Origin of the sequence: Ewingella allii, from assembly GCF_044430645.1 — a bacterium.
Lineage (GTDB): Bacteria > Pseudomonadota > Gammaproteobacteria > Enterobacterales > Enterobacteriaceae > Ewingella > Ewingella allii.
Genome location: NZ_JAWUDN010000005.1, coordinates 175,444 through 196,431 on the forward strand (window position 1 = coordinate 175,444; position 20,988 = coordinate 196,431).

Sequence of the window (20,988 nt, forward strand, 5' to 3'; positions counted from 1 at the left end):
TTTTAACATCCAGACCAAACACTCTACTCTCATCTCGAGCATTTTTTGTGTCGTAAAAAAGTTAAAAATGAAGGTATTACGCATATAAAATGCTGCGTTTATTCCTTATTTTGGGGTGCAATGCCGCGAAGTAATAAGGAGGCGACGTGGCGTGATAAATCCTCGGCCGTCAGCTTGGTTTTTCCCGCGATACGCTGGTTTTGCATGGCGGCAATCGGCAGCAGCGTCAGGCCAAACAGGGAGAGAAAGACCAGCTCCGGCTCAATGTCTGGGTTCAAATAACCCTGCTTTTGCCAGCCCAACATGCACTGATGAACCGCTTTTTTCTCATTGTCGCCAAAACGCGCATCCATCCGCTCTTTCAACAGACCGCTCTCGCTGAGCACCTCGCGTATCCACAGCGGCGCAAACCAAGGGTGCTTAACGGAAATGTCGATAAAACGCTGGGCCAGCGCGGTAATGGCTGCCACAGGGTCATTCGGGTGTGCTTCAAAAAGGCTACCCACCGAGGCACGAGCGGGCAGAAAACGCTCGTCGATCAGCACGTCCAGCAACTGTTCGCGAGTGTTGAAGTAGTAATGCAGCATGGCGGAGGTGACGCCAGCCTCGCGGGCAATGGCGCTCAGCGGGGTCTCGGCAATGCCTTGCTGGGCAAACATTTTCAGGGCGGTATCCAACAAAAGATCGCGCTTATCGGCGCTTTTACTGGTGCCTGCCGGTCGGCCCGGACGACGCGGTTGTTTCTCTGTCATGACTTTCCCTGAGAGGTGTAGGTGGATTCTGATTAAGACGTTTTACCACTTTTTGACGGCGATATATTCACTTTGATCCATTGACCGGATGATTGTGTTCCTCTTATATTAATTATCCAGTTAATTAATTACAAGCCAGACTCTTTTTATGACACAAGAAAATCAATCCGGCCTTATGAGCGATGAACAGGCAGTGAAAGCCCCGGTGGCGCAGAGCCAGCCGTCATTCCGCATTGTCTTCTTCGCGCTGATGATGGTGATGCTGCTGGCGGCGTTAGATCAGACTATCGTTTCTACCGCGCTGCCGACCATTGTCGGCGAGCTGGGCGGTCTGTCCGACTTGTCTTGGGTGGTGACGGCGTACCTGCTGGCATCGACCATTGTGGTGCCGCTGTACGGCAAATTTGGTGACCTGTTTGGCCGTAAGATTGTGCTGCAAACGGCGATCATTGTATTTTTGGTTGGCTCGGCGCTGTGCGGTCTGGCGCAGAATATGACCGAACTTATCCTGATGCGTGCCTTGCAAGGGCTGGGCGGGGGCGGCCTGATGGTGGTTTCCATGGCGGCGGTGGGCGACATTGTTACTCCCGCCGAACGCGGTAAGTATCAGGGCTTTTTCGGCGCCGTATTTGGGCTGGCGACGGTGGTCGGGCCGCTGCTCGGCGGCTTCCTGGTGGAGCATTTCAGCTGGCGCTGGATTTTCTACATCAACCTGCCGTTGGGGGTTATGGCGCTGTTAATTATCGGTGGGGCATTCCAGTCGCGGGTGGAGCGCGTTAAGCATGAGATTGACTACATTGGCGCGGCGTATTTGGCCACCGCGCTGACCTGTATCATCCTGTTCACCAGCGAAGGCGGCACCGTGCTGTCATGGTCAGACGGCCAGCTGTGGTGCATTTTGGCCTTCGGCTTAGTCTCGGTGGCTGGCTTTATTTACGAAGAGCGGCTGGCGATTGAGCCCATCATTCCGCTGCATTTATTCCGCCAGCGCACCTTTATGTTGAGCTGCTTAATCAGCTTCATCATTGGTATGGCGCTGTTCGGGTCGGTCACTTTCTTGCCGCTCTATTTGCAAGTGGTGAAAGACTCCACGCCGTCCGAGGCGGGGATGCAGATGCTGCCGCTGATGGGGGGAATCATCTTCAGTTCGATTCTTAGCGGGCGGATTATCAGCAAGACCGGCAAGTATCGCATTTTCCCGGTGGCGGGCACCTTGCTGGCTTTCATCGGCATGATGCTGCTCGGCTCGCTGAAGCTTGATGCGCCGCTGTATACGCTTTACCTGTATATGGCGATGATTGGTCTGGGTATTGGGATGGTGATGCAGGTGCTGATCCTCGCCGCGCAAAACAGCGTCGAGCTGAAGATGATTGGCGTGGCGACCTCCAGCACCACGCTTTTCCGTTCCATTGGCGGCTCGATTGGCGTCGCCGGTTTTGGCGCGGCCTTCACCCACGTGCTGCAAAACAAGTTGGAAGCGCTGATCCCAGCGGGCACCCAGCTGCCCCGCGCGTTAGGAGCGAAGGCAGTGCACGAGTTGCCACCGGCGATCCGTGATGACTACTTTCAGGCCTTTGGTTCGGCGATCCACTCGGTTTATCACATCGCCGCGGCGGTGATGATTGTCGGGTTCGGACTGGCGTTGATGATGAAGGACGTGCCGCTGCGCGGGAAAGTGTCGAGATAAAACTGTGCTGCACCTCCCCCTGTAAGGGGAGGGATCAAACCCAGAACCGCCACACTTCCCCAATCAGGCAAAAGGTTTCTCGTGCTTGATAATCTTATCAATCACATCCAACACCCCTTCCTCATTGTTCGACCCAGCGACGTAATTGGCGGCGGCGGTTGCCGAGGCCATGGCATTCGACATTGAGAAGCCAAACCCGGCCTGTTGCAGCATTTCGATGTCATTGCCGCCGTCGCCGAAGGTGACGACTTCGCTATCGTCGATGCCCCACAGCTCCTGCAAAATGCGCAGCCCGTTGGCTTTATGGCGGCCGGGAATGATCAGGTCGGCAGAGCCGTGGCCGCTGGAAACCGGGGTGACAATATGGCCCAGCTCGCGGTCGATGGAGGTCATCAGCTCCGCCAGATGTTCGTCGGAAATATTCAGGGCGAATTTGAAAATGGTGTCGTTGATTTCGCTGGTGCTGTCGATTTGAATCAGGTGATGGTAAAAACGTTTCATCTTCTGATAAAAATCTTCAGGGCGGGACGCGTGAATATAGGCGCTATTCTTGCCGCAAATTACCGTGCGCACGCCAGGAATCTCATGCAGGAAATTGAGGATTTTCTCGACGGACTCGGCAGGGATTTCCGCCACCGACACGTCCTGCCCTTCATTTACAATATAAGCGCCGTTCTCGGCGACAAAGGCAATCTCAGAGGCGATTTCAGGGAAGAAGGATTTAAGCTGGAAATATTGGTTGCCGCTGGCGACGACGAATTTAATACCCTGCTGTTTTAATTGGGTATATTGCGACATAAAACGCGTTTTATTGTATTTTTTATCATCATCGAGAAACGTGCCGTCCATATCCACTGCGATTAACTTTACTGACATAAATCCCTCTCGTTGCGCTCAAAATGTAACTTTCATCATAAAAGCTATCGTGTAAAGGTCAAACGAAATGGCCGCCGAAAAGGGTCTACGCTTATAGCTTGTTGCACGTCACCAATGCCAATTCACCGGCGAAATATCAGGGCAGGACAGCTCTGACAAATATAACTTCAGAGGTTCTCTATGTTGTACCGCCGTTTTGAACGAATTATCGATATCTTCCGCAAGGCGCCAGCGGACGCGCCACCCGACAAAGTGGGCGCTTTCTATCTCTATTATTTGCGTCAGGTTTGGCCGATGTTCGCCGCGCTGCTGGTGGTCGGGCTGGTGGCGTCATTAATCGAAGTGGCACTGTTCAGCTATCTCAGCCGTATTATCGATTTAACTAATAGCACGCCTCCGGCGCAGTTCTTCAGCTTGCACGGGCCGGAGCTGCTGTGGATGGCGGCGGTGGCGCTGATCCTGCGTCCTGTCTTCTTCGGGCTGCATGACCTGCTGGTGCACCAGACGATCAGTCCGGGCATGACCAGCATGATCCGCTGGCAAAATCACAACTACGTGCTGCGCCAAAGCCTGAACTTCTTCCAGAACGATTTTGCCGGGCGTATCGCGCAACGCATTATGCAAACCGGTAACTCATTGCGTGACTCGGCGGTGCAGGCGGTGGACGCCATCTGGCACGTGCTGATTTACGCGGCCAGCGCCCTGGTGCTGTTTGCCGAAGCCGACTGGCGGCTGATGATCCCGCTAGTTCTGTGGATTCTGGGCTATATCGCCTGTCTCTACTATTTCGTGCCGCGCGTGAAGGCTCGCTCGGTGGAGTCCTCCGAGGCGCGTTCCAAACTGATGGGCTGCATTGTAGACGGCTACACCAATATCACCACGCTAAAACTGTTTGCTCATACTGACCTCGAGCAGCAATACGCCCGCGACGCCATCACTGAGCAGACCCACAAAACCCAGATGGCCAGCCGGGTGGTGACCAGCATGGATGTGGCGATCACCACCATGAACGGCCTGCTGATTGTCGGGACTACCGGCCTTGCCGTGTGGCTGTGGACCCAGTCGCTGATTAGCGTCGGGGCCATCGCGCTGGCGACCGGGCTGGTGATTCGTATCGTCAATATGTCCAGCTGGATAATGTGGGTGGTGAACGGCATTTTCGAGAATATCGGTATGGTTCAGGACGGGTTGAAGACCATCGCCCAGCCGATCAAAGTGAGTGATAAACCTGATGCCAAAAAGCTGGACGTTCACAGCGGAGAGATTCGTTTCGATCAGGTGAATTTCAACTACGGCAAAGAGCGTCAGGTGATTGGCGGGCTGAATCTGAATATTCGTCCGGGCGAAAAGATTGGCCTGATTGGGCCATCGGGTGCTGGTAAGTCGACGCTGGTGAACCTGCTGCTGCGGCTGTATGACATTGACGGTGGGCGGATTTCTATCGATCAGCAGGATATTTCGCAGGTCACGCAGGAGAGCCTGCGGGCGCAAATCGGCATGATCACTCAGGACACGTCGCTCCTGCACCGCTCGATTCGCGACAACCTGCTGTATGGCAGTCCGGACGCGACTGATGAGGATATTTGGCAGGCGATTCATCGCGCTCGCGCCGATGAGTTTATCCCCGAGCTGTATGACCCGCAGGGTCGTTCGGGTTTGGATGCCCACGTCGGCGAACGCGGCGTGAAGCTCTCCGGCGGCCAGCGCCAGCGTATTGCCATTGCCCGCGTGCTGCTGAAAAACGCGCCGATTCTGATTCTGGATGAAGCCACTTCGGCGCTGGATTCCGAGGTCGAGGCGGCGATTCAGGAAAGCTTCGAAGATTTGATGCAGGGCAAAACGGTGATCGCCATTGCTCACCGCCTGTCGACCATCGTCAAAATGGACCGTCTGGTGGTGCTGGAGAAAGGCAAAATTGTCGAAGCCGGCACCCACGCCGAGCTGCTGGCCCATAACGGCCTGTATGCCCGCCTGTGGCAGCATCAGACCGGGGGCTTTGTCGGCACCGATTAATATTGGGTTTAAAATCTACACGTCAGGCTTTGCGATAAGGCAGAGCCTGACGCGCTTCCTCCTCCCACTGCAACACCGCCGTGCGCTCCTCTTGTAAGAAATTCTCCACTGCCGCCTGCAATCCGCCGTGCCGTAAATGGTGCCACGAATGGGTGATCACCGGCTCAAAGCCGCGCAGCAGCTTGTGTTCGCCCTGCGCCCCGGCGTCAAACCGCGCCAGGCCATGGGCAATTGCGTAGTCCATTCCCTGATAGAAGCAGGTTTCGAAATGCAGCCTGTCGAACTCCGCCAGACAGCCCCAGTAGCGGCCATAAAAGGTATCGCCGTCCACCAGACTAAAGGCCATCGCCACCGGCTGGCCGCCGAGGGTGGTGAGGACGACACGCAGGTTCTGCGGCATACGTTCGGCCAGCAGGCTGAAGAATTCCCGCGTCAGATAAGGCGCGCGGCCGCGCACCAGATAGGTATTGGCATAGCAGGTGTAGACGAAATCCCACTGCGCTTCAGTAACCTGCGCGCCTTCCAGCCACTCAAACTCAAAGCCCTGCGCCGCCACCAGTTCGCGCTCCTTGCGCATCTGTTTACGTTTGCGCGAAGCCAGCGTGTCGAGGAAATCCTGAAAGTCGCGATAGCCGCGATTGTGCCAGTGATACTGCAAGCCGGTGCGCTGTAGCCATTCGCTGCGTTCCGCAAACAGCGTGTGATTGCCCGCGTCGGTAAAGTTGATATGCCCGCCGGAGAGCTGCTGCTGGGCTAAATAGTCCGGCAGTTGGTCGAGCAGATGCGCGGCGGCGGCGGGGTCGCCCAGCAGGCGGGCGCCGGTCACCGGGCTAAAAGGCACTGCGCCGAGCCACTTCGGATAGTAACGAATGCCCGCCCGCTCGCTGGCTTCCGCCCATCCCTGATCGAAGACATATTCTCCGGCAGAGTGCATTTTGCGATAGCCGGGAATGGCCGCCAGACAGCGTTCGCCCGCCATCCACAGCAGGTGTTCCGTCTGCCAGCCCGTGCGCGGCGTGATGCTGCCGCTCTCCTCCAAAGCAGAAAGAAAGGCGTGACGCTGGAAGGGCTGACCGGCGGGCACCATGGCGTCCCACTGCTCGGCGGGGAAATCGGCCAGACGGTTCAACGCAGTAATGGGCATGGCAATTATCTCTGTCTTGGTAACGAATTAAGGTTTTGTCGGGTGGCCCTGCGGGTCAATCAGGACATCATAAAATGTATCGACTCGGCAAAACTAATGAAATTGACAATCGCCGGGGTCCGTTCCCATTGGCGGAACAGCAACACAATCCCTGAGGGGATCTCCGGCGGCTGAATCGACCGGTAGACCACGCCGGGCAGGGAAATCACCCGCGACAGGCTGGCCGGGATCACGGCGATGCCGACGTTAAAGGCCACCTGCGCCAGTACGTCCACCAAGCCACCCGACGGATATTGCTGGCGAATCGAAAAGCCGCCGCGCCGTGCTACTTCATGCATTCCCGAGGTCTGCTCGGCCATCACGAAAGCTTCTTCTGCCAACTGTTGGGGAGCAATTGGCCCGCCAGCGTCCACCAGCGGGTGAGCGGCGGGCAGCGCGAGACAGAAATTATCTCGCTGTAGCGCGCGCGTTTGCAGGCCGTCCGGCAGCGGCGTCGGGCCACGGATTAGCGCGACGTCCAGCGAGCCGTCGAGCACGTCCTGCGGCAGCGACGCCATCGGCCTCTCGCGGGTCAGTAGCGCGACTTGCGGCCGCTGCTGCTTGTATTCGCACACCAGCTGGCCGAGCAAGCCTGACCACAAAGCTGAACCCACGTAGCCCAGCGCTACCTGCCCAACCTCACCCCGCGCGGCGCGCAGTCCGGTGTCCAGCGTGCGCTGTGCTTGCAGCAGAGTGGCGGCAGCTTCGTGACGAAATAATTCCCCAGCTTGAGTCAGATGAACAGCGCGTTTTGTGCGCACGAACAGCGGGGTGCCGACCATCTCTTCCAGTTGCTTGATTTGCACTGACAGCGTGGGGGCCGCGATATTCAGACTCTCAGCCGCCGCGGCGAAATGCAGCTGGTCGGCCACCGCCATAAAGTAGCGCAAATGTCTCAGCTCCACGGCATTCCTCCTAATAATTAGTCTTTACCTAATTATTCTAACGATCCTGATGATTGAAGTTAACAGCCTACGATCGCATCGTATTGCGATAGTTTGAGAAAAATGGAAACAAAAAATGATCAGGCAAATTGCCGTTTTTAGTGATGTACACGCCAACTTGCCGGCGTTAAAGGCCGTGCTGGAAGATATTGATGCGCGACAAATCACCGAGATTTACTGCCTTGGCGACTTGGTAGATTTCGCCCCTTGGCCGAACGAGGTGATTGAACTGCTGCGCCAGCGCCAAATTCCCACGGTGATGGGCAATCATGATGACCGCGTGGCTTTTGACCGCCCGGTGACGCCAATGGCAAAGCATTCGCCTGAGGAGTGCGAGGCGCGAGTAGCCGCCATCACGCTGAGTAAAGCGACGATTAGCCCCGAAAACATGGCTTATCTGCGCGATTTACCCTTTAAGCGGCGGGTAGTGCTGGGGGAGGGAGATAAGGCAAAAAGCCTGCTGTTGGTGCATGCCAGTGCTAACGCCATTCACGAATATATCTATCAAGATCATAGTCCAAGCGCGTTAGCCGAGATGTGCGCCGCCAATCATGCCGACGGCATGCTAATGGGCCACACGCATTGTGCCTATCTCCGGCAGTTCGCGACGACGAGTGGGAAAAGCGTATTAATTGGCAATACCGGCGCCACCGGGCGAATAAAATCGGGGCAGCCTTTGGCAACCTATATGATCTGTACTTGGGAAGAGGGTGATATTTCAGCAGAGATTGTGGCAGTGGAATATAACGTGGTGGAAACGGCATCGGCCATTATTCATAGCCCAATCCCTGATTTCTACGCGAGGGAGTTAATAACTCACTCCCTCGGTTGAACCTGCTGAAATAATAAGTCACCTTGCAAGGTGACTTATTAAATGGCGAATTAGGTCGCCGTCGCTTCAGGATTGTCAGACAGCGAGATAAAGGTCTTGGTCTTGCTGTCGAATGCTTCAATCGAGCCAGACTCGATATCATAAACCCAGCCATGCAGGTTCATTTGGCCCTTGGCTAATGCCAGCGCCACGCAAGGGTGGGTACGCAAGTTACCTAACTGGGCGATGACGTTTTCATGCACCATGCCGTTAACGCGCGCTTGGGAAGTTTCATGCCCGGCGGAGTCATTGATGGCTTTCGCCGCATCCGCATAGCGCAGCCAGTGGGCCACGGCAGGCATGTGGTCGAGGCAGGAGCAGTTTGCCACGGCGGTCATCGCGCCGCAGTCTGAGTGACCGCATACCACGATATCGCGAATGCCGAGCGCCATCACGGCGTATTCGACGGTGGCGGACACGCCGCCAGGCTCAGGCCCAAAAGGTGGCACGATGTTACCTGCGTTACGAATAACAAACAGTTCGCCGGGCTCACGCTGGGTGACTAATTCCGGAACTAAACGGCTGTCGGAGCAGGATATAAAAAGGGTCTTAGGGTTTTGATTAGATGCTAGCTTTTTGAAAAGCTTAGAACGCTGCGGGAATGCGTCTTTTTGGAATCTTAAAAAACCTTCAATTACGTCTTTCATCATGAATTCCATATATATTAATTGCAGCGATGTTGCCACGAAAAACAGGGCAAATCAATCAGTGGCGAATATGTGTAATTATATGTCATTAACTGCATGGCCCGTCGCCGATTAATATTAGGATTTTCCTGATATTTTACTCTATTATTATCCATAAGAAGGTTGTGGCTTATTTGCGGTTTAGCTTGCGGCAGGGTTTGCGCAAAGTTCGCGGCACTTTTCGCGCAGCCATTCCGCCCTTTTTCTGTTGTTATTCCTTTGTGAACGCTGAACGACTAGTCTTATGACATAAGATGTCGTTTCCCAATGTGAAGGAGCCTGTATGACAATCGAATATGCCGTCTTCGGTGGTGGGTGTTTCTGGTGTACCGAAGCCGTTTTTAAAGACGTGATTGGTGTCGAATCGGTTGAGAGTGTCTACACCGGTGGCCGCCGTCCAAACCCAACTTACGAGCAGGTATGCAGCGGCGCGACGGGTCACGCAGAAGCCATTCGCGTTGGCTTTGACCCAGAGAAACTGAGCTACGGCGACCTGCTGGATATCCATTTCGTGACCCATGATCCGACCCAGTTGAATCGTCAGGGCAACGACATCGGCACGCAGTATCGCTCGGTTTTATTCCCGGCAGATCAGCACCAGCAGGCCGAAGCCGAGGCTGCTATTCAGCGCGCCCAGGCCGACAACAGCCAGCCGGTGGTCACCACCATCGAGCCACTGGGTGAAGTCTATGTCGCCGAAGATTACCACCAGAACTACTGGGACGGCGCGGGCCAGCGCAATGGTTACTGCCTGGCGGTGATCCCTCCGAAATTGCAAAAGCTGCGTAAGAGCTATGCGGCTAAGGTGAAATCTCTGCAACAGCCGTGAATTTTCTTCGCCTAATGGCGAGAAAAAGCCGTAATGTGAAATTTATTAGCGCGCCCGTGGGGAAACCTACCGGCGCGTTTTTTCATTGTGAGAAAATATTTCACTCATGTTGTTGGGCAGGAGGACATGTTGTATAAACTTTCTGCTCTACAGGGTTTATAAAATATAAAAATTGAAGATTACTTATCCGAGGAAAATATAACATGAGTGAAAAAGTCGGTGTTCCACAGGCAACTTCCGATTTGCATGACTGGCTGTCCTATATTGATAGTCTCCACTCGCAAGTTATAGATATGAGTCTTAATAGAATTAAAGCAGTAGCTAATACTTTAGAGGTATTAAAACCTGCGCCATTTATTTTTTTAGTGGGTGGCACCAATGGCAAAGGCACCACCTGTCACACGCTGGAAAAAACGCTGCAACTCTCCGGCTATAAAGTGGGGGTGTTTAGCTCGCCTCACATGATCAATTACACCGAAACCGTGCGCATTCAGGGTAAAGAGCTGGACGGAAGCGAGCACGTTGCCGCCTTTGTTGCCATTAACCATGCCCGTCAAGACACTACGCTCACGCCATTTGAATTCAACACCTTAGGCGCTTTCTGGCTGATGAAGCAGGCGCAGGTGGATGTGGCGATTATCGAAGTTGGCATGGGGGGGCGTGATGACGCGACCAATATTATCGAGCCAGACATTTCGGTGATAACCAACGTTGCGCTGGACCACGAAGACTGGCTGGGCAAAGACACCGAGGCCATCGGCGAGATCAAAGCCGGTATTTTCCGCGCCGGTAAACCGGCCATCATTGGGCAGGCGCGTGCGCCCGCCTCGCTGCTGGCCTATGCCAAGAAAATTGGTGCGGTGACTTATCAGCGCGAAGCCAATTGGCAACTGGATGTGCAGGAAAACCAGTGGTCATTCAGCGATGCCACAGGTGAACTGACTGACTTAGCGATTCCAAAAATGCCGCTAGAAAACGTGGCGACAGCAATTGCCGCTCTGCGCGCCAGTGGATTAAATTTCACGCCTGCTGCGCTGAACGAGGTTATTCTTCACGCCAATTTACCGGGTCGTTTCCAAATTATTGGCAATAGCCCAACCACTATTTTAGATGTCGCGCATAACCCACACGCGGCAGCTTATTTAGCGGAAAGATTACGCAAATTCCCAATTAAGGGAAATTATCGTTTTGTTATCGGCATGCTTATTAATAAAGATATTAAGGGTACCGTCGACCATTTAAAAACTTTATCTGATAAATGGTATTGCTGCGGGGTGCAGGCCGGGCCGCGAAGCACTAAGCCGGAAGATGTCGCGCAATATTTACCTCAGGCGCAAAAATTCGCCGATATTTTGGCGGGCTGGGAAGCCGCAAAACGCGATGTGCAAGAAGGGGATGTTATTGTGGTCTGTGGGTCATTCTTCTCCGTCGCGCCGGTGTTGAACGCGTTGAATGCTGAATCTAAATAAACCGGCTGCCTAAATAAAAACGCCCGCAGGTTGAGATGCCTGCGGGCGTTTTTGCTTCTAATCACTCAGCGAATGTCTGCCAAACATCATCTGGAACATAGGTCGGGTTCTGCCCCGAGCGATGCAATGTCGGTAATAACAGGCTTTGCTCTCCGGGGCGATCTACCACTTCAACCGTCCCCGTGGTCGCATTTCTGCGGAACAGCAGGTTTGACTTGCCGGCCAGCGTAATGGCTTTCACCTTGCTGCCGTCGGCTTTGGTTACCGGCAGGCCAGCGGTGATATACAGACCGGCTTCCACCGCGCAGTTATCTCCCAACGAAATACCCACCCCGGAGTTGGCGCCCAATAGACAGTTGGCGCCAATCGACACCACGTGCTTCCCGCCACCCGATGTACTGCCCATAATCGAGGCACCGCCGCCGATATGCGAGCCACCCTGAATAGTGGCGCCAAGGCTGATGCGCCCTTCAACCATACAAGGCCCGAGGGTGCCGGAGTTCATGTTGCAAAATCCCGCCGAAGAGACAAAAGTACCCGGCGCCAGATAAGCCCCGAGCAGGATTTTATTGGGATCGAGCAGGTAGACGTCGGTGGCTGGCACATAATCGACCATGCGCGGCAGCCTGAAAACGCTATACACCGTCGGCCTGCCCGGCGTGTTTCTGCTGACTTTTTGCAACTCTTTCAGCTGTTGCGGCAGGCAGGGGCCGTGAGAGGTCCAGGCCACATCGATCAACAGCTCGGTAAAACCGGCGAGGTTGGCCTGCCACGGCTTAATTTTGCGCTGGCTCAGCAAATGCAGGCGCAGGTACAGGTCGTGCAGGTCGCGGGGTGGCTGACGTAAATCAGCAATGGTGGTGTGGATGGCAATGCTTCGCACCCGACGCATAGCATCGTGGTCCGGCGTTGCTAATTGGAATTGTGTTTGTGCTTCACTGGCGGAAAGATAACGTGTTTCTGAAATTTCTGTCACCGACTGCAAAGTTGTTTCGGCAAACCAACTATCCAGTACTACTCCATTCTCTGCAACCGTTGCCAGGCCGTGTCCGCTGGCCCCTTGAGCAACATAATTGTCTGTCATGTGTTCTTGTTCTTTTGGTAAGGATAACGGAATTCACAAAATGGCAGGTTCGTCACAAAGAGAGAATAGGGCGCGATTAAAGAATTATGTAATCAGATGTGAGTCATGGACTTTCATCATGAAAGGGAACTGAAATCGTCTTTTCGACACGCGTTTGGCATTTTTAACGGCTGTAGCAGGTAAAAATACAGTTCAGCCGCTCAGCAAAAGAGGTTCTATGAAAATCACATCGCCGAAGTAGTTATCTATCTTTCTAAAGGATTTCAGAAGGACGCAAAAGCTCACACAGGCTGATATCGCAAAGCGCGTAGGGATACGGCAAGACACGATTTCGAAATTCGAACACAATCCCGATACGACGCAAATAGACACCTTTTACAATATTGTCTCAGCGCTGAATCTGGATTTTCATCTTGAAACGCGGGATGAAATAAGAAAATCAGGCGAATGGAAGGAAGAGTGGTGATGAACAGTCTGTCCGTTTACATGAATGGATACCTTATAGGTACGCTGGTTCAAGAGCGTAATGCCGGGCACACGTTTACTTACGACACCGCCTGGCTCGCCACTAACGATGCTCGCCCGATCTCACTTTCAATGCCGCTGCGTCAGGAAAAAATATGAAGGCGCAGAGGTGTTTAATTTCTTCGATAACCTTCTGCATGATGATTCCTTTTATTCCACAGAGATAATGATAAACCGTGAGTAAATTCCGGCTGTAGCTCACTGAATCGAAACTATGTTGAGCGTTGTGGGCCAGGGCCTACAGCCGCCGTCGATTTGTCCCATTCTTTCCCATTATCTTAAGAATAATATAGAAGCTGCTTGCTGTGTTTTGCCCGCCCTGTCGGCGGGCTTTTTTATGGTGAATTTTATGACGAAGATTAATTCAAATAATATGTAATTAACTAATTAATTGATATCCATTTATGCAAAAAATCTATGTATTCAAATGGCTTTGAATGTTAGGGATTTTGTATTAAAAAGAGGGTTCAGTGGCTCGATTATTATAAGAAATTGGACGCTCGCTACAATGATGTTTCTTGGGAAGTATTATGCAGATTACAGGAATAGAATATGCAATACGCTCATGCTTTTAGAAGGGCTGACAGTCGGGTAGTCTTGGTAATTGCCTTGTTGTTAGGAGGTTATTACTTTTGTCATACTTCGATTAACTCGTTTTTTAATAATGACGATGTGGTGATTACTCGTCAGTTAACTGTCTCAAAGCTAGTGAATCTTTATATTGCTGAAACGAGTGCCGGTGCGACCACGCCAATGGTCTACTACTTCTATCTGATCGGCGCGGACGCAGATGCAAAAAGGCTTATTGCTGAAGATACTGATCGTCAAAAGTCTTTTTTATCAACCTCAGATAGAAATGTGGTTGTGGAGATAATCAACACCGATCTCTTTTTAAAGGTTTCTGGTGATATATATCAGTTTGATAATCGCGGCATGTTTAAATATAAAGATAATCTATATGGCGTGAGAGTTTTCCTCGAATCCAGACCAAAATGAGCTGTTATAAATACTCTCCAAACAAAAAAGCCGCAGAGATAAACCTGCGGCTTTTAATTAATTCCAGATTAAGGAATTAACGCATCGTCACGAACTCTTCAGCACCTGTTGGGTGAATCGCTACGGTGTTATCGAAGTCTTTCTTGGTGGCGCCCATTTTGATGGCTACCGCGAAGCCTTGCAGCATTTCGTCCATGCCGTAACCGATGCCATGCAGGCCAACGATTTTCTCTTCTTTCCCCACGCAGACCAGCTTCATGCGGCACGGCTGGCGGTGCTGGGTGACGGCGGTGTACATCGCGGTGAAAGCAGATTTGTACACTTTCACATTGTCCGCGCCGAATTTCTCAATAGCTTCCGGCTCGGTCAGGCCCACGGTGCCGATGGCAGGGTGGCTGAAGACCACGGTCGCGATGTTGCTGTAGTCCAGATGCTCGTCCGGCTTGTTGTTGAACAGGCGCTCGGAGAGACGACGGCCCGCCGCAACGGCGACTGGCGTTAGTTCGACGGCACCGGTGTTATCACCCACCGCGTAAATGCCTTTAACACTGGTGTTCTGGAACTTATCGACGATGATGTAGCCTTTGTCGTTAGTTTTCACGCCAGTGGCTTTCAGATTGAAGTTGTCGGTCTCTGGCTCACGGCCAATCGCCCACACCAGGCTGTCGACTTCAAACTCTTTGCCATTTTCCAGTTTCAGGGTCAGGCTACCGTCGGCATTTTTGACCACTTCTTTTGGAATCGACTCTGTATGCAGCGCCGGACCTTCGGTGTTCATCACTTCAACCAGCGTTTCGACGATCAGCGGATCGAAAGTACGCAGCGGCGCGTGTTTACGCACGAACAGGTGAGTTTCTGCACCCAGCGCGTTCATCACGCCAGCAATCTCAACCGCGATATAGCCTGCGCCCACAACCGCAACGCGTTTTGGCATTTCAGTCAGGTCAAAGAAACCGTCTGAGTCAATACCGTATTCCGCACCCGGAATGTTCGGGTGGCTAGGGCGGCCGCCGGTGGCGATCAGGATGTGATCGGCAGTGATCTTCTCGCCGTTAACTTCCACAGTGTGATCGTCGATGAAGCGAGCAAAGCCGCGGATCACGTCCACTTTGTTTTTACCCAGCACGTTGTCGTACGAGGTGTGGATACGGTCGATGTAGGCCGTACGGTTAGCGACCAGCGTCTTCCAGTTGAAACTGTTGACCGTGGTATCGAAGCCATAATCTGGGCCGTAGTTACGGATTGCTTCGGCAATTTGCGCCGCGTGCCACATGACTTTCTTCGGAACGCAACCTACGTTGACACAGGTGCCGCCAAGCTCTTTTGCTTCGATCAGCGCACATTTTTGCCCATACATGGCGGCACGGTTAATTGATGCGATACCGCCGCTGCCGCCGCCAATTGCCAGATAGTCATAATGTTTAGTCATCGGTTAGTCCGTTAGAGAAAGTGAATGGGCCTCAATGGGCGTCATGAATCTTAAAAAATTGCCTAAGAGTTTAACGTGAGAATTCGCTTTGTCGCAAAGGTTGCATCAATGATTGTAATAGGTGTGGAACGTTTTGATAGCCAGAGCCTTGGGGGAGGCGGCTCTGGCCAGGGGAGAGTGAGGCTGGCAGAACTTACTCTGGCACCACCCATTTCACCAACTGGTGGCCCGTGCCCGATGGCACCAGCGTTTCCAGTAGCCACGGCAGCACGTTGTTCATCTGCTGTTCCAGCTTCCACGGCGGGTTAATCACGATCATGCCCGAGGCGGTCATGCCGCGCTGGTCGCTGTCCGGGCGCACGCCCAGTTCAATTTGCAAGATGCGGCGAATGCCGGTGGCTTCTAAGTCGCGCAGCATCTTCTTGATTTGCTGACGCATGACGACCGGATACCACAGTGCATAGGTGCCGGTCGCGAAGCGTTTATACCCTTCCTGAATGCCTTTCACCACGTCCTGATAATCCGTTTTCAGTTCGTAAGGCGGGTCCATCAAAATCAAACCACGGCGTGACTGCGGCGGCAATTGGGCTTTTAACTGCTGGTAGCCGTCTTCGCGCACGACGCGGGCGCGGTTGTCTTTCTGGAACTCACTGCGCAGCAGCGGGAAGTCGCTCGGGTGCAGTTCGGTCAGGTGCAGTTTGTCCTCTTCACGCAGCAGCTGGCGGGCAATCAGCGGCGAGCCGGGGTAGTAGCGCAGGCTCTCGTTGCGGTTGAAATGCTTGATGGCCGACATATAGGCCGCCAGTTCCGCAGGCTGATCTTCACGCTGCCAAATACGCGCGATGCCTTCCAAATATTCGCCGGTGCGCTCGGCGTGTTCGCCGCTCAGCAGGTAGCGACCAGCGCCCGCGTGGGTGTCGAGATACAGGAAAGGTTTCTCTTTTTCTTTCAGAGATTCGATGATCAGGCTCTGAACGGTGTGTTTCAGGACGTCGGCGTGATTGCCAGCGTGAAAACTGTGGCGGTAACTCAACATAGGTTTTACGTTTCCGAATAATGAATGTAGACAGTAAAATCAGTGGGTTACCGAAAGTTTATACTGTACTGGGAATGTGAAGAAGGCGGCCAGCTGTCGCGACGCGCCTTGAATGGGGCTTAGTATAAACTGTCTGGCGAAGAAATTGGCAAAAGCCTTACCTCATCGCCAGCGGCTTGGTCAGATTAGGAGGCGTTCGGGCAGGTGTCGGACACGCCGTTCAGGTTTTCCTGCTCGATTTTGAAGGTCACTTTTGGCGTTGCGGCGGACTTATCTAAGGTCAGGATAAAGATGCTGTCGAAATCCTTGCCCGGCCATTCTGGCACTACGCTTGGGTCGCCGCCGTTCTCTTTGACGATATTTTTCACGATTTTATCGAGGTTTTTGTGCTCCCAAGAGACAAAAATCTTCGCGTCTTTGTACTTATCGTCCTGCAACTCTTTGGTTACGCCGTCAACGTCGTCGGCGTGAAACTGAATATTGATTGGCTGGTTGAGGCGCACGGCGGTGGGCATGATGGTGGAAAGCGGGCGCAGTGAGTTACCCAGCTTTTGCTCTTTAGGGCCTGCGGCAAAAATGTGGTCAGGGTTGCCATAGCGCGGCAATAACACGCCCGGCAGCGCCAGCGCGCGGTTCAGCCCTTTGCAGGTCAACTGGCCGCTGCTGCTCGCCGGTTTTTCGCCGTGACGGACAAAAATCAGCGTTTCTTGCGCGCTGGCCATCTGGCTAGTCATCACCAGCGAGAGCAGGCCAGCGGCCAACATTCCTAACTTTATCGCTTTCATCATTTTATCCTTTGCTCTGTTTTTGTTGATTTGAGCACATCCTAACCCGCGCCCAAAGCCGGCGCGAATGCCAGCTGGCTTAATTTTCGTTACCGGTTGAAACAGCCAACATCGCGTCCAGCCATTGATTTTCGCCGAAACTGGCCTCATGTTAGAAATTACGCCATTTTTATTGCAATTCGATTTTATGACTGACGCGCGAAGACGCCAAATACCGCGCCGCGCATCAGACCCAAGGCGATAAGCGCACGACGCTATCGCCCTTAGCGACACAAAAAGGACTGGCCCCTATGACTGAACAGCAAAATCTGTCGAACAACCCGCTTCTGAAACCTTTTGTCCTGCCGCCGTTTTCTGCGATCCGTCCTGAACACATTGTCCCTGCCATCAAATCCGTGATCGAAGATTACCGCCAGACGGTGGAAGAGGTTGTGGCGCAATCCGGGCCTTTTAGCTGGGAAAACCTGTGCCAGCCGCTGGCGGAAAGTGACGATCGTTTTAGCCGTATCTGGTCGCCGGTCGGCCACCTGAACGCGGTAAAAAACAGCCCAGAGCTGCGCGAAGCCTATGAGCAATGTCTGCCGCTGATTTCTGAATTCAGCACCTGGATGGGGCAGCACGCGGGGCTGTATCAGGCTTATCGCGAGCTGAAAGAGAGCGCGAACTTTGACAAACTGACGCTGGCGCAGAAAAAATCTGTCGATAACGCGCTGCGTGATTTCGAGCTGTCCGGTATCGGGTTATCCCCAGAGAAGCAAAAACGCTACGGCGAAATCTCGGCACGCCTGTCCGAGCTGGGTTCGACCTACAGCAACAACGTGCTCGACGCCACCATGGGCTGGAGCAAGTTGATCACCGATGTGAATGATTTGAAAGGCTTGCCGGAGAGCGCGCTGGCCGCTGCCAAAGCGCTGGCAGAGTCGAAAGAGCAAGAAGGCTGGCTGCTGACGCTGGATATCCCGAGCTACCTGCCGGTAATGACCTATGCGGAAAATCGCGAACTGCGCGAAGAGATGTATCGCGCCTTCCTGACCCGCGCCTCGGATCAAGGCCCGAACGCCGGTAAGTGGGACAACAGCCAAGTGATGGCCGATGAGCTGGCGCTGCGCCACGAACTGGCCGAGCTGCTGGGCTTTACATCCTTTGCCGACCAGTCTCTGGCCACTAAAATGGCCGAAAGCCCGTCGCAGGTGATCGACTTCCTCAATGGCCTGGCGAAACGCGCCCGCCCGCAGGCTGAGCAAGAGCTGGCCCAGCTTCGCGCCTTCGCTAAAGAGCATTACGGCGTGGATGAGATGGAAGCCTGGGACCTGCCGTTCTACGGTGAAAAGCAGAAACAGCATCTGTTCTCGATTAATGACGAACAGCTGCGCCCTTACTTCCCTGAGCAGCGTGCGCTGGAAGGCTTGTTCGAGGTGGTGAAACGCATTTATGGCATCACAGCTAAAGAGCGCAAAGACGTGGATACGTGGCACAAAGACGTGCGTTTCTTCGACCTGTTTGACGACAGCGGCGAACTGCGCGGCAGCTTCTACCTCGACCTCTATGCTCGCGAACACAAACGCGGCGGCGCGTGGATGAACGACTGCGCGGGCAGCCTGCGCAAAGCCAACGGCGAAGTGCAAAAACCGGTGGCCTACCTGACCTGTAACTTCAACCGCCCGGTGGGTAACGGCCCGGCGCTGTTCACGCACAACGAAGTCACCACGCTGTTCCATGAGTTCGGCCACGGCCTGCACCATATGCTGACCAAAATCGACGTCTCGGGCGTCGCGGGGATCAGCGGGGTACCGTGGGACGCCGTCGAACTGCCAAGCCAGTTTATGGAAAACTGGTGCTGGGAGCCGGAAGCGCTGGCGTTTATCTCCGGCCATTTCGAAACCGGCGAGCCATTGCCGACCAACATGCTGGATAAAATGCTGGCAGCCAAGAACTATCAGGCGGCGCTGTTTATCCTGCGTCAGCTGGAGTTCGGCCTGTTCGACTTCCGCATGCACGCCGAGTATGACCCTGCCAAGGGCGCGCAGATCCTGCAAACCCTCGCGGAAATCAAAAAGCAGGTCGCCGTGGTGCCATCGCCAAGCTGGGGTCGTTTCCCACACGCCTTCAGCCACATTTTCGCCGGTGGCTACGCGGCGGGTTACTACAGCTATCTGTGGGCCGAAGTGCTGTCTGCCGATGCTTACTCGCGCTTCGAAGAAGAGGGGATTTTCAACCGCGAAACCGGCCAGTCCTTCCTCGACAACATTCTGTCGCGCGGCGGTTCTGAAGAGCCAATGGAGCTGTTCAAACGCTTCCGTGGGCGCGAGCCTCAGCTAGATGCTATGCTGCGCCATTATGGAATTAAGGAAAGCGTCACCTCGTGAGTGTCTGTTTAATCTGTGAAGAAGGCGCCTCTCAGGGCGCCTTATCTATTCTGGCCGAGCGCTGGAACCTGACCTCTGACCCCGACGCCAATATGGCGCTGGTGCTCACTCCTGAGCGTCTCGAACTGCGCAAGCTGGACGAGCCAAAGCTGGGGGCGATTTTCGTCGATTTCGTCGGCGGGACCATGGCCCACCGCCGCAAGTTCGGCGGCGGGCGGGGCGAGGCGGTGGCGAAAGCTGTCGGCGTCAAAGGCAGCTATTTGCCAAACGTGGTGGATGCCACAGCAGGCCTCGGACGCGACGCGTTCGTGCTGGCGTCACTGGGCTGCCACGTGCGCATGCTGGAGCGTAATCCGGTGGTCGCGGCGCTGCTCGATGACGGTCTGGAAAGAGGCTATCGCGATGCTGAAATCGGCCCGTGGCTGCGCGAGCGCATGACGCTGCTGCACGCCTCGAGCCTGACCGCCTTGTCGGAGCTGACGCCGAAGCCGGAAGTGGTCTACCTCGACCCGATGTATCCGCATAAGCAGAAAAGCGCGCTGGTGAAGAAAGAGATGCGCGTCTTTCAGGGGCTGGTGGGGCCGGACGAAGATGCCGATGGCCTGCTGGAACCGGCGCGCCGTCTGGCAACCAAGCGTATCGTGGTGAAACGGCCAGACTACGCCCCGCCGATGGCGGACATTGCCGCGCAGGCCGCGGTAGTCACCAAAAGCCACCGGTTTGATATTTATACGCCGCTCTGAGCCTTCACCGTGTTCTGCGACACCATAAAAAAGGAGATGCTAAGCATCTCCTTTTCTTTATGTAGCGCGGGACCGGCGGGATTAGTCGATGGCGGCTTCGTCTTCTTCGTCACGCAGAGGGACGATAAGCATATCGATGTGTACGGTGTTGATCAGCTGGCGCGCAGAGGACATCAGCTTGCTCCAGAAGTCCTGATGATGGCCACACAGCACCAAATCAACATCATATTTCTTGATAGCATCAACCAGCACCTGGGCTAAATCACCGCTGCCGCTCAGGGTTTCTGAAATCGGATAGCCGGCATTCTGGGACAGCTCGTTCAACGCGTGGTGAGTCTCTTCAGAAATGCGTTTCTGCATGTCTCCCAAATTCACGTCAATCAGGCCGGTGTACAGGTCGGAATAATTTACGTCAACATGAATGAGTGACACTTTGGCGTTATAAGGACGCGCCATAGAAACCGCTTTCTCTACCAGTACTTTGCTTTCAGGGGAAAGATCAACCGCAATGAGTATGTGTTTGTAAGACATGAGAAAACTCCTTCCATAAGTCAGTTAATAACCATTTCAGCATCATGCGAGTTCCATGTCTTAAGTATAGCGCTAAAACGGACAGATAAATCAAGCGCATCGCCCGCGTTTCTGGCAAGAGATAAATACTTCCCCACTTTTTTATATCGTTTCCTACACTCAATATTAGGGGGCCAACGCAAT

Annotated in this window: 20 protein-coding genes; 10 read left to right on the top strand and 10 right to left on the bottom strand. The window is 53.9% G+C overall.

All coding sequences use genetic code 11. From position 1 onward, the window contains the following. Positions 1-98 precede the first annotated feature (98 nt). The gene (locus SBO83_RS13200; RefSeq protein WP_396131821.1) at positions 99-752 is read right to left on the bottom strand and encodes a TetR family transcriptional regulator; all 654 of its coding nucleotides are present in this window, start codon (positions 750-752) and stop codon (positions 99-101) included. Between the two features lie 175 nt (positions 753-927). On the opposite strand from SBO83_RS13200, the gene SBO83_RS13205 reads away from it, so the two are divergent. Continuing rightward, complete coding sequence (locus SBO83_RS13205) at positions 928-2,439, top strand: DHA2 family efflux MFS transporter permease subunit (protein WP_396131822.1); 1,512 nt, start codon at positions 928-930, stop codon at positions 2,437-2,439. Between the two features lie 63 nt (positions 2,440-2,502). Here the strand turns inward: SBO83_RS13205 and SBO83_RS13210 are convergent, their stop codons facing one another. Beyond that, positions 2,503-3,315 (bottom strand): Cof-type HAD-IIB family hydrolase, encoded by an 813-nt coding sequence (locus tag SBO83_RS13210; protein ID WP_396131823.1) that lies wholly within the window; start codon positions 3,313-3,315, stop codon positions 2,503-2,505. A 180-nt stretch (positions 3,316-3,495) separates the two neighbouring features. Between SBO83_RS13210 and SBO83_RS13215 the strand changes: the two genes are divergently transcribed. Continuing rightward, positions 3,496-5,328, top strand: coding sequence for an ATP-binding cassette domain-containing protein (locus SBO83_RS13215; protein ID WP_396131824.1), 1,833 nt, complete (start codon positions 3,496-3,498; stop codon positions 5,326-5,328). Between the two features lie 22 nt (positions 5,329-5,350). Here the strand turns inward: SBO83_RS13215 and SBO83_RS13220 are convergent, their stop codons facing one another. Then, entirely contained in the window at positions 5,351-6,472 is a 1,122-nt protein-coding gene (locus tag SBO83_RS13220) for a GNAT family N-acetyltransferase (RefSeq protein WP_396131825.1), read from the bottom strand. A gap of 59 nt (positions 6,473-6,531) precedes the next feature. After that, the gene (locus SBO83_RS13225) at positions 6,532-7,416 is read right to left on the bottom strand and encodes a LysR substrate-binding domain-containing protein (RefSeq protein WP_396131826.1); all 885 of its coding nucleotides are present in this window, start codon (positions 7,414-7,416) and stop codon (positions 6,532-6,534) included. A 115-nt stretch (positions 7,417-7,531) separates the two neighbouring features. Between SBO83_RS13225 and SBO83_RS13230 the strand changes: the two genes are divergently transcribed. Continuing rightward, on the top strand, positions 7,532-8,287 hold the full coding sequence (locus SBO83_RS13230; RefSeq protein WP_396131827.1) for a metallophosphoesterase family protein: 756 nt from the start codon (positions 7,532-7,534) through the stop codon (positions 8,285-8,287). Positions 8,288-8,337: 50 nt separating this feature from the next. Here SBO83_RS13230 and SBO83_RS13235 read toward each other — a convergent pair whose 3' ends face one another. Further along, the gene (locus tag SBO83_RS13235) at positions 8,338-8,973 is read right to left on the bottom strand and encodes a carbonic anhydrase (RefSeq protein WP_353504042.1); all 636 of its coding nucleotides are present in this window, start codon (positions 8,971-8,973) and stop codon (positions 8,338-8,340) included. 322 nt (positions 8,974-9,295) lie between these two features. Between SBO83_RS13235 and msrA the strand changes: the two genes are divergently transcribed. Both msrA and folC read left to right on the top strand, forming a co-directional pair. Further along, positions 9,296-9,841: a peptide-methionine (S)-S-oxide reductase MsrA gene (gene msrA, locus SBO83_RS13240; protein WP_353503660.1), complete on the top strand. Its 546-nt coding sequence runs from the start codon at positions 9,296-9,298 to the stop codon at positions 9,839-9,841. Between the two features lie 203 nt (positions 9,842-10,044). Then, entirely contained in the window at positions 10,045-11,310 is a 1,266-nt protein-coding gene (gene folC / locus SBO83_RS13245; protein ID WP_396131828.1) for a bifunctional tetrahydrofolate synthase/dihydrofolate synthase, read from the top strand. A 61-nt stretch (positions 11,311-11,371) separates the two neighbouring features. Here folC and SBO83_RS13250 read toward each other — a convergent pair whose 3' ends face one another. Then, positions 11,372-12,394 carry a DapH/DapD/GlmU-related protein gene (locus SBO83_RS13250; protein WP_396131829.1) on the bottom strand — a complete coding sequence of 341 codons (1,023 nt, stop codon included), beginning with the start codon at positions 12,392-12,394 and terminating at the stop codon, positions 11,372-11,374. Between the two features lie 247 nt (positions 12,395-12,641). Here SBO83_RS13250 and SBO83_RS13255 point away from each other — a divergent pair, with 247 nt between their 5' ends. The 3 genes from SBO83_RS13255 (at position 12,642) to SBO83_RS13265 (ending at position 13,915) form a co-directional block, all read left to right on the top strand. Beyond that, the gene (locus SBO83_RS13255; RefSeq protein ID WP_396131923.1) at positions 12,642-12,860 is read left to right on the top strand and encodes a helix-turn-helix domain-containing protein; all 219 of its coding nucleotides are present in this window, start codon (positions 12,642-12,644) and stop codon (positions 12,858-12,860) included. Further along, a complete protein-coding gene (locus SBO83_RS13260) occupies positions 12,860-13,018 on the top strand; it encodes a HipA N-terminal domain-containing protein (protein WP_396131830.1) in 159 nt (52 codons plus the stop codon). The genes SBO83_RS13255 and SBO83_RS13260 overlap by 1 nt, the downstream gene beginning before the upstream one ends. Positions 13,019-13,471: 453 nt before the next feature. Further along, a complete protein-coding gene (locus SBO83_RS13265) occupies positions 13,472-13,915 on the top strand; it encodes a hypothetical protein (RefSeq protein ID WP_396131831.1) in 444 nt (147 codons plus the stop codon). A gap of 76 nt (positions 13,916-13,991) precedes the next feature. Here SBO83_RS13265 and gorA read toward each other — a convergent pair whose 3' ends face one another. The 3 genes from gorA to SBO83_RS13280 all read right to left on the bottom strand — a co-directional run bounded on the left by gorA (position 13,992) and on the right by SBO83_RS13280 (position 17,168). Next, the gene (gene gorA, locus SBO83_RS13270) at positions 13,992-15,344 is read right to left on the bottom strand and encodes a glutathione-disulfide reductase (RefSeq protein ID WP_396131832.1); all 1,353 of its coding nucleotides are present in this window, start codon (positions 15,342-15,344) and stop codon (positions 13,992-13,994) included. Between the two features lie 193 nt (positions 15,345-15,537). After that, positions 15,538-16,380, bottom strand: coding sequence for a 23S rRNA (adenine(2030)-N(6))-methyltransferase RlmJ (locus tag SBO83_RS13275; protein WP_100936460.1), 843 nt, complete (start codon positions 16,378-16,380; stop codon positions 15,538-15,540). Positions 16,381-16,565: 185 nt separating this feature from the next. Beyond that, complete coding sequence (locus SBO83_RS13280; protein ID WP_396131833.1) at positions 16,566-17,168, bottom strand: histidine phosphatase family protein; 603 nt, start codon at positions 17,166-17,168, stop codon at positions 16,566-16,568. Positions 17,169-17,455: 287 nt separating this feature from the next. Between SBO83_RS13280 and prlC the strand changes: the two genes are divergently transcribed. Further along, positions 17,456-19,531, top strand: a complete 2,076-nt coding sequence (gene prlC, locus SBO83_RS13285) for an oligopeptidase A (protein ID WP_396131834.1) — start codon at positions 17,456-17,458, stop codon at positions 19,529-19,531. Next, a complete protein-coding gene (rsmJ, locus tag SBO83_RS13290) occupies positions 19,528-20,274 on the top strand; it encodes a 16S rRNA (guanine(1516)-N(2))-methyltransferase RsmJ (RefSeq protein ID WP_034793967.1) in 747 nt (248 codons plus the stop codon). Before prlC ends, rsmJ begins: the two co-directional genes overlap by 4 nt. A gap of 81 nt (positions 20,275-20,355) precedes the next feature. Here rsmJ and uspA read toward each other — a convergent pair whose 3' ends face one another. Beyond that, the gene (gene uspA / locus SBO83_RS13295) at positions 20,356-20,805 is read right to left on the bottom strand and encodes a universal stress protein UspA (protein WP_353503652.1); all 450 of its coding nucleotides are present in this window, start codon (positions 20,803-20,805) and stop codon (positions 20,356-20,358) included. Positions 20,806-20,988 lie beyond the last annotated feature (183 nt).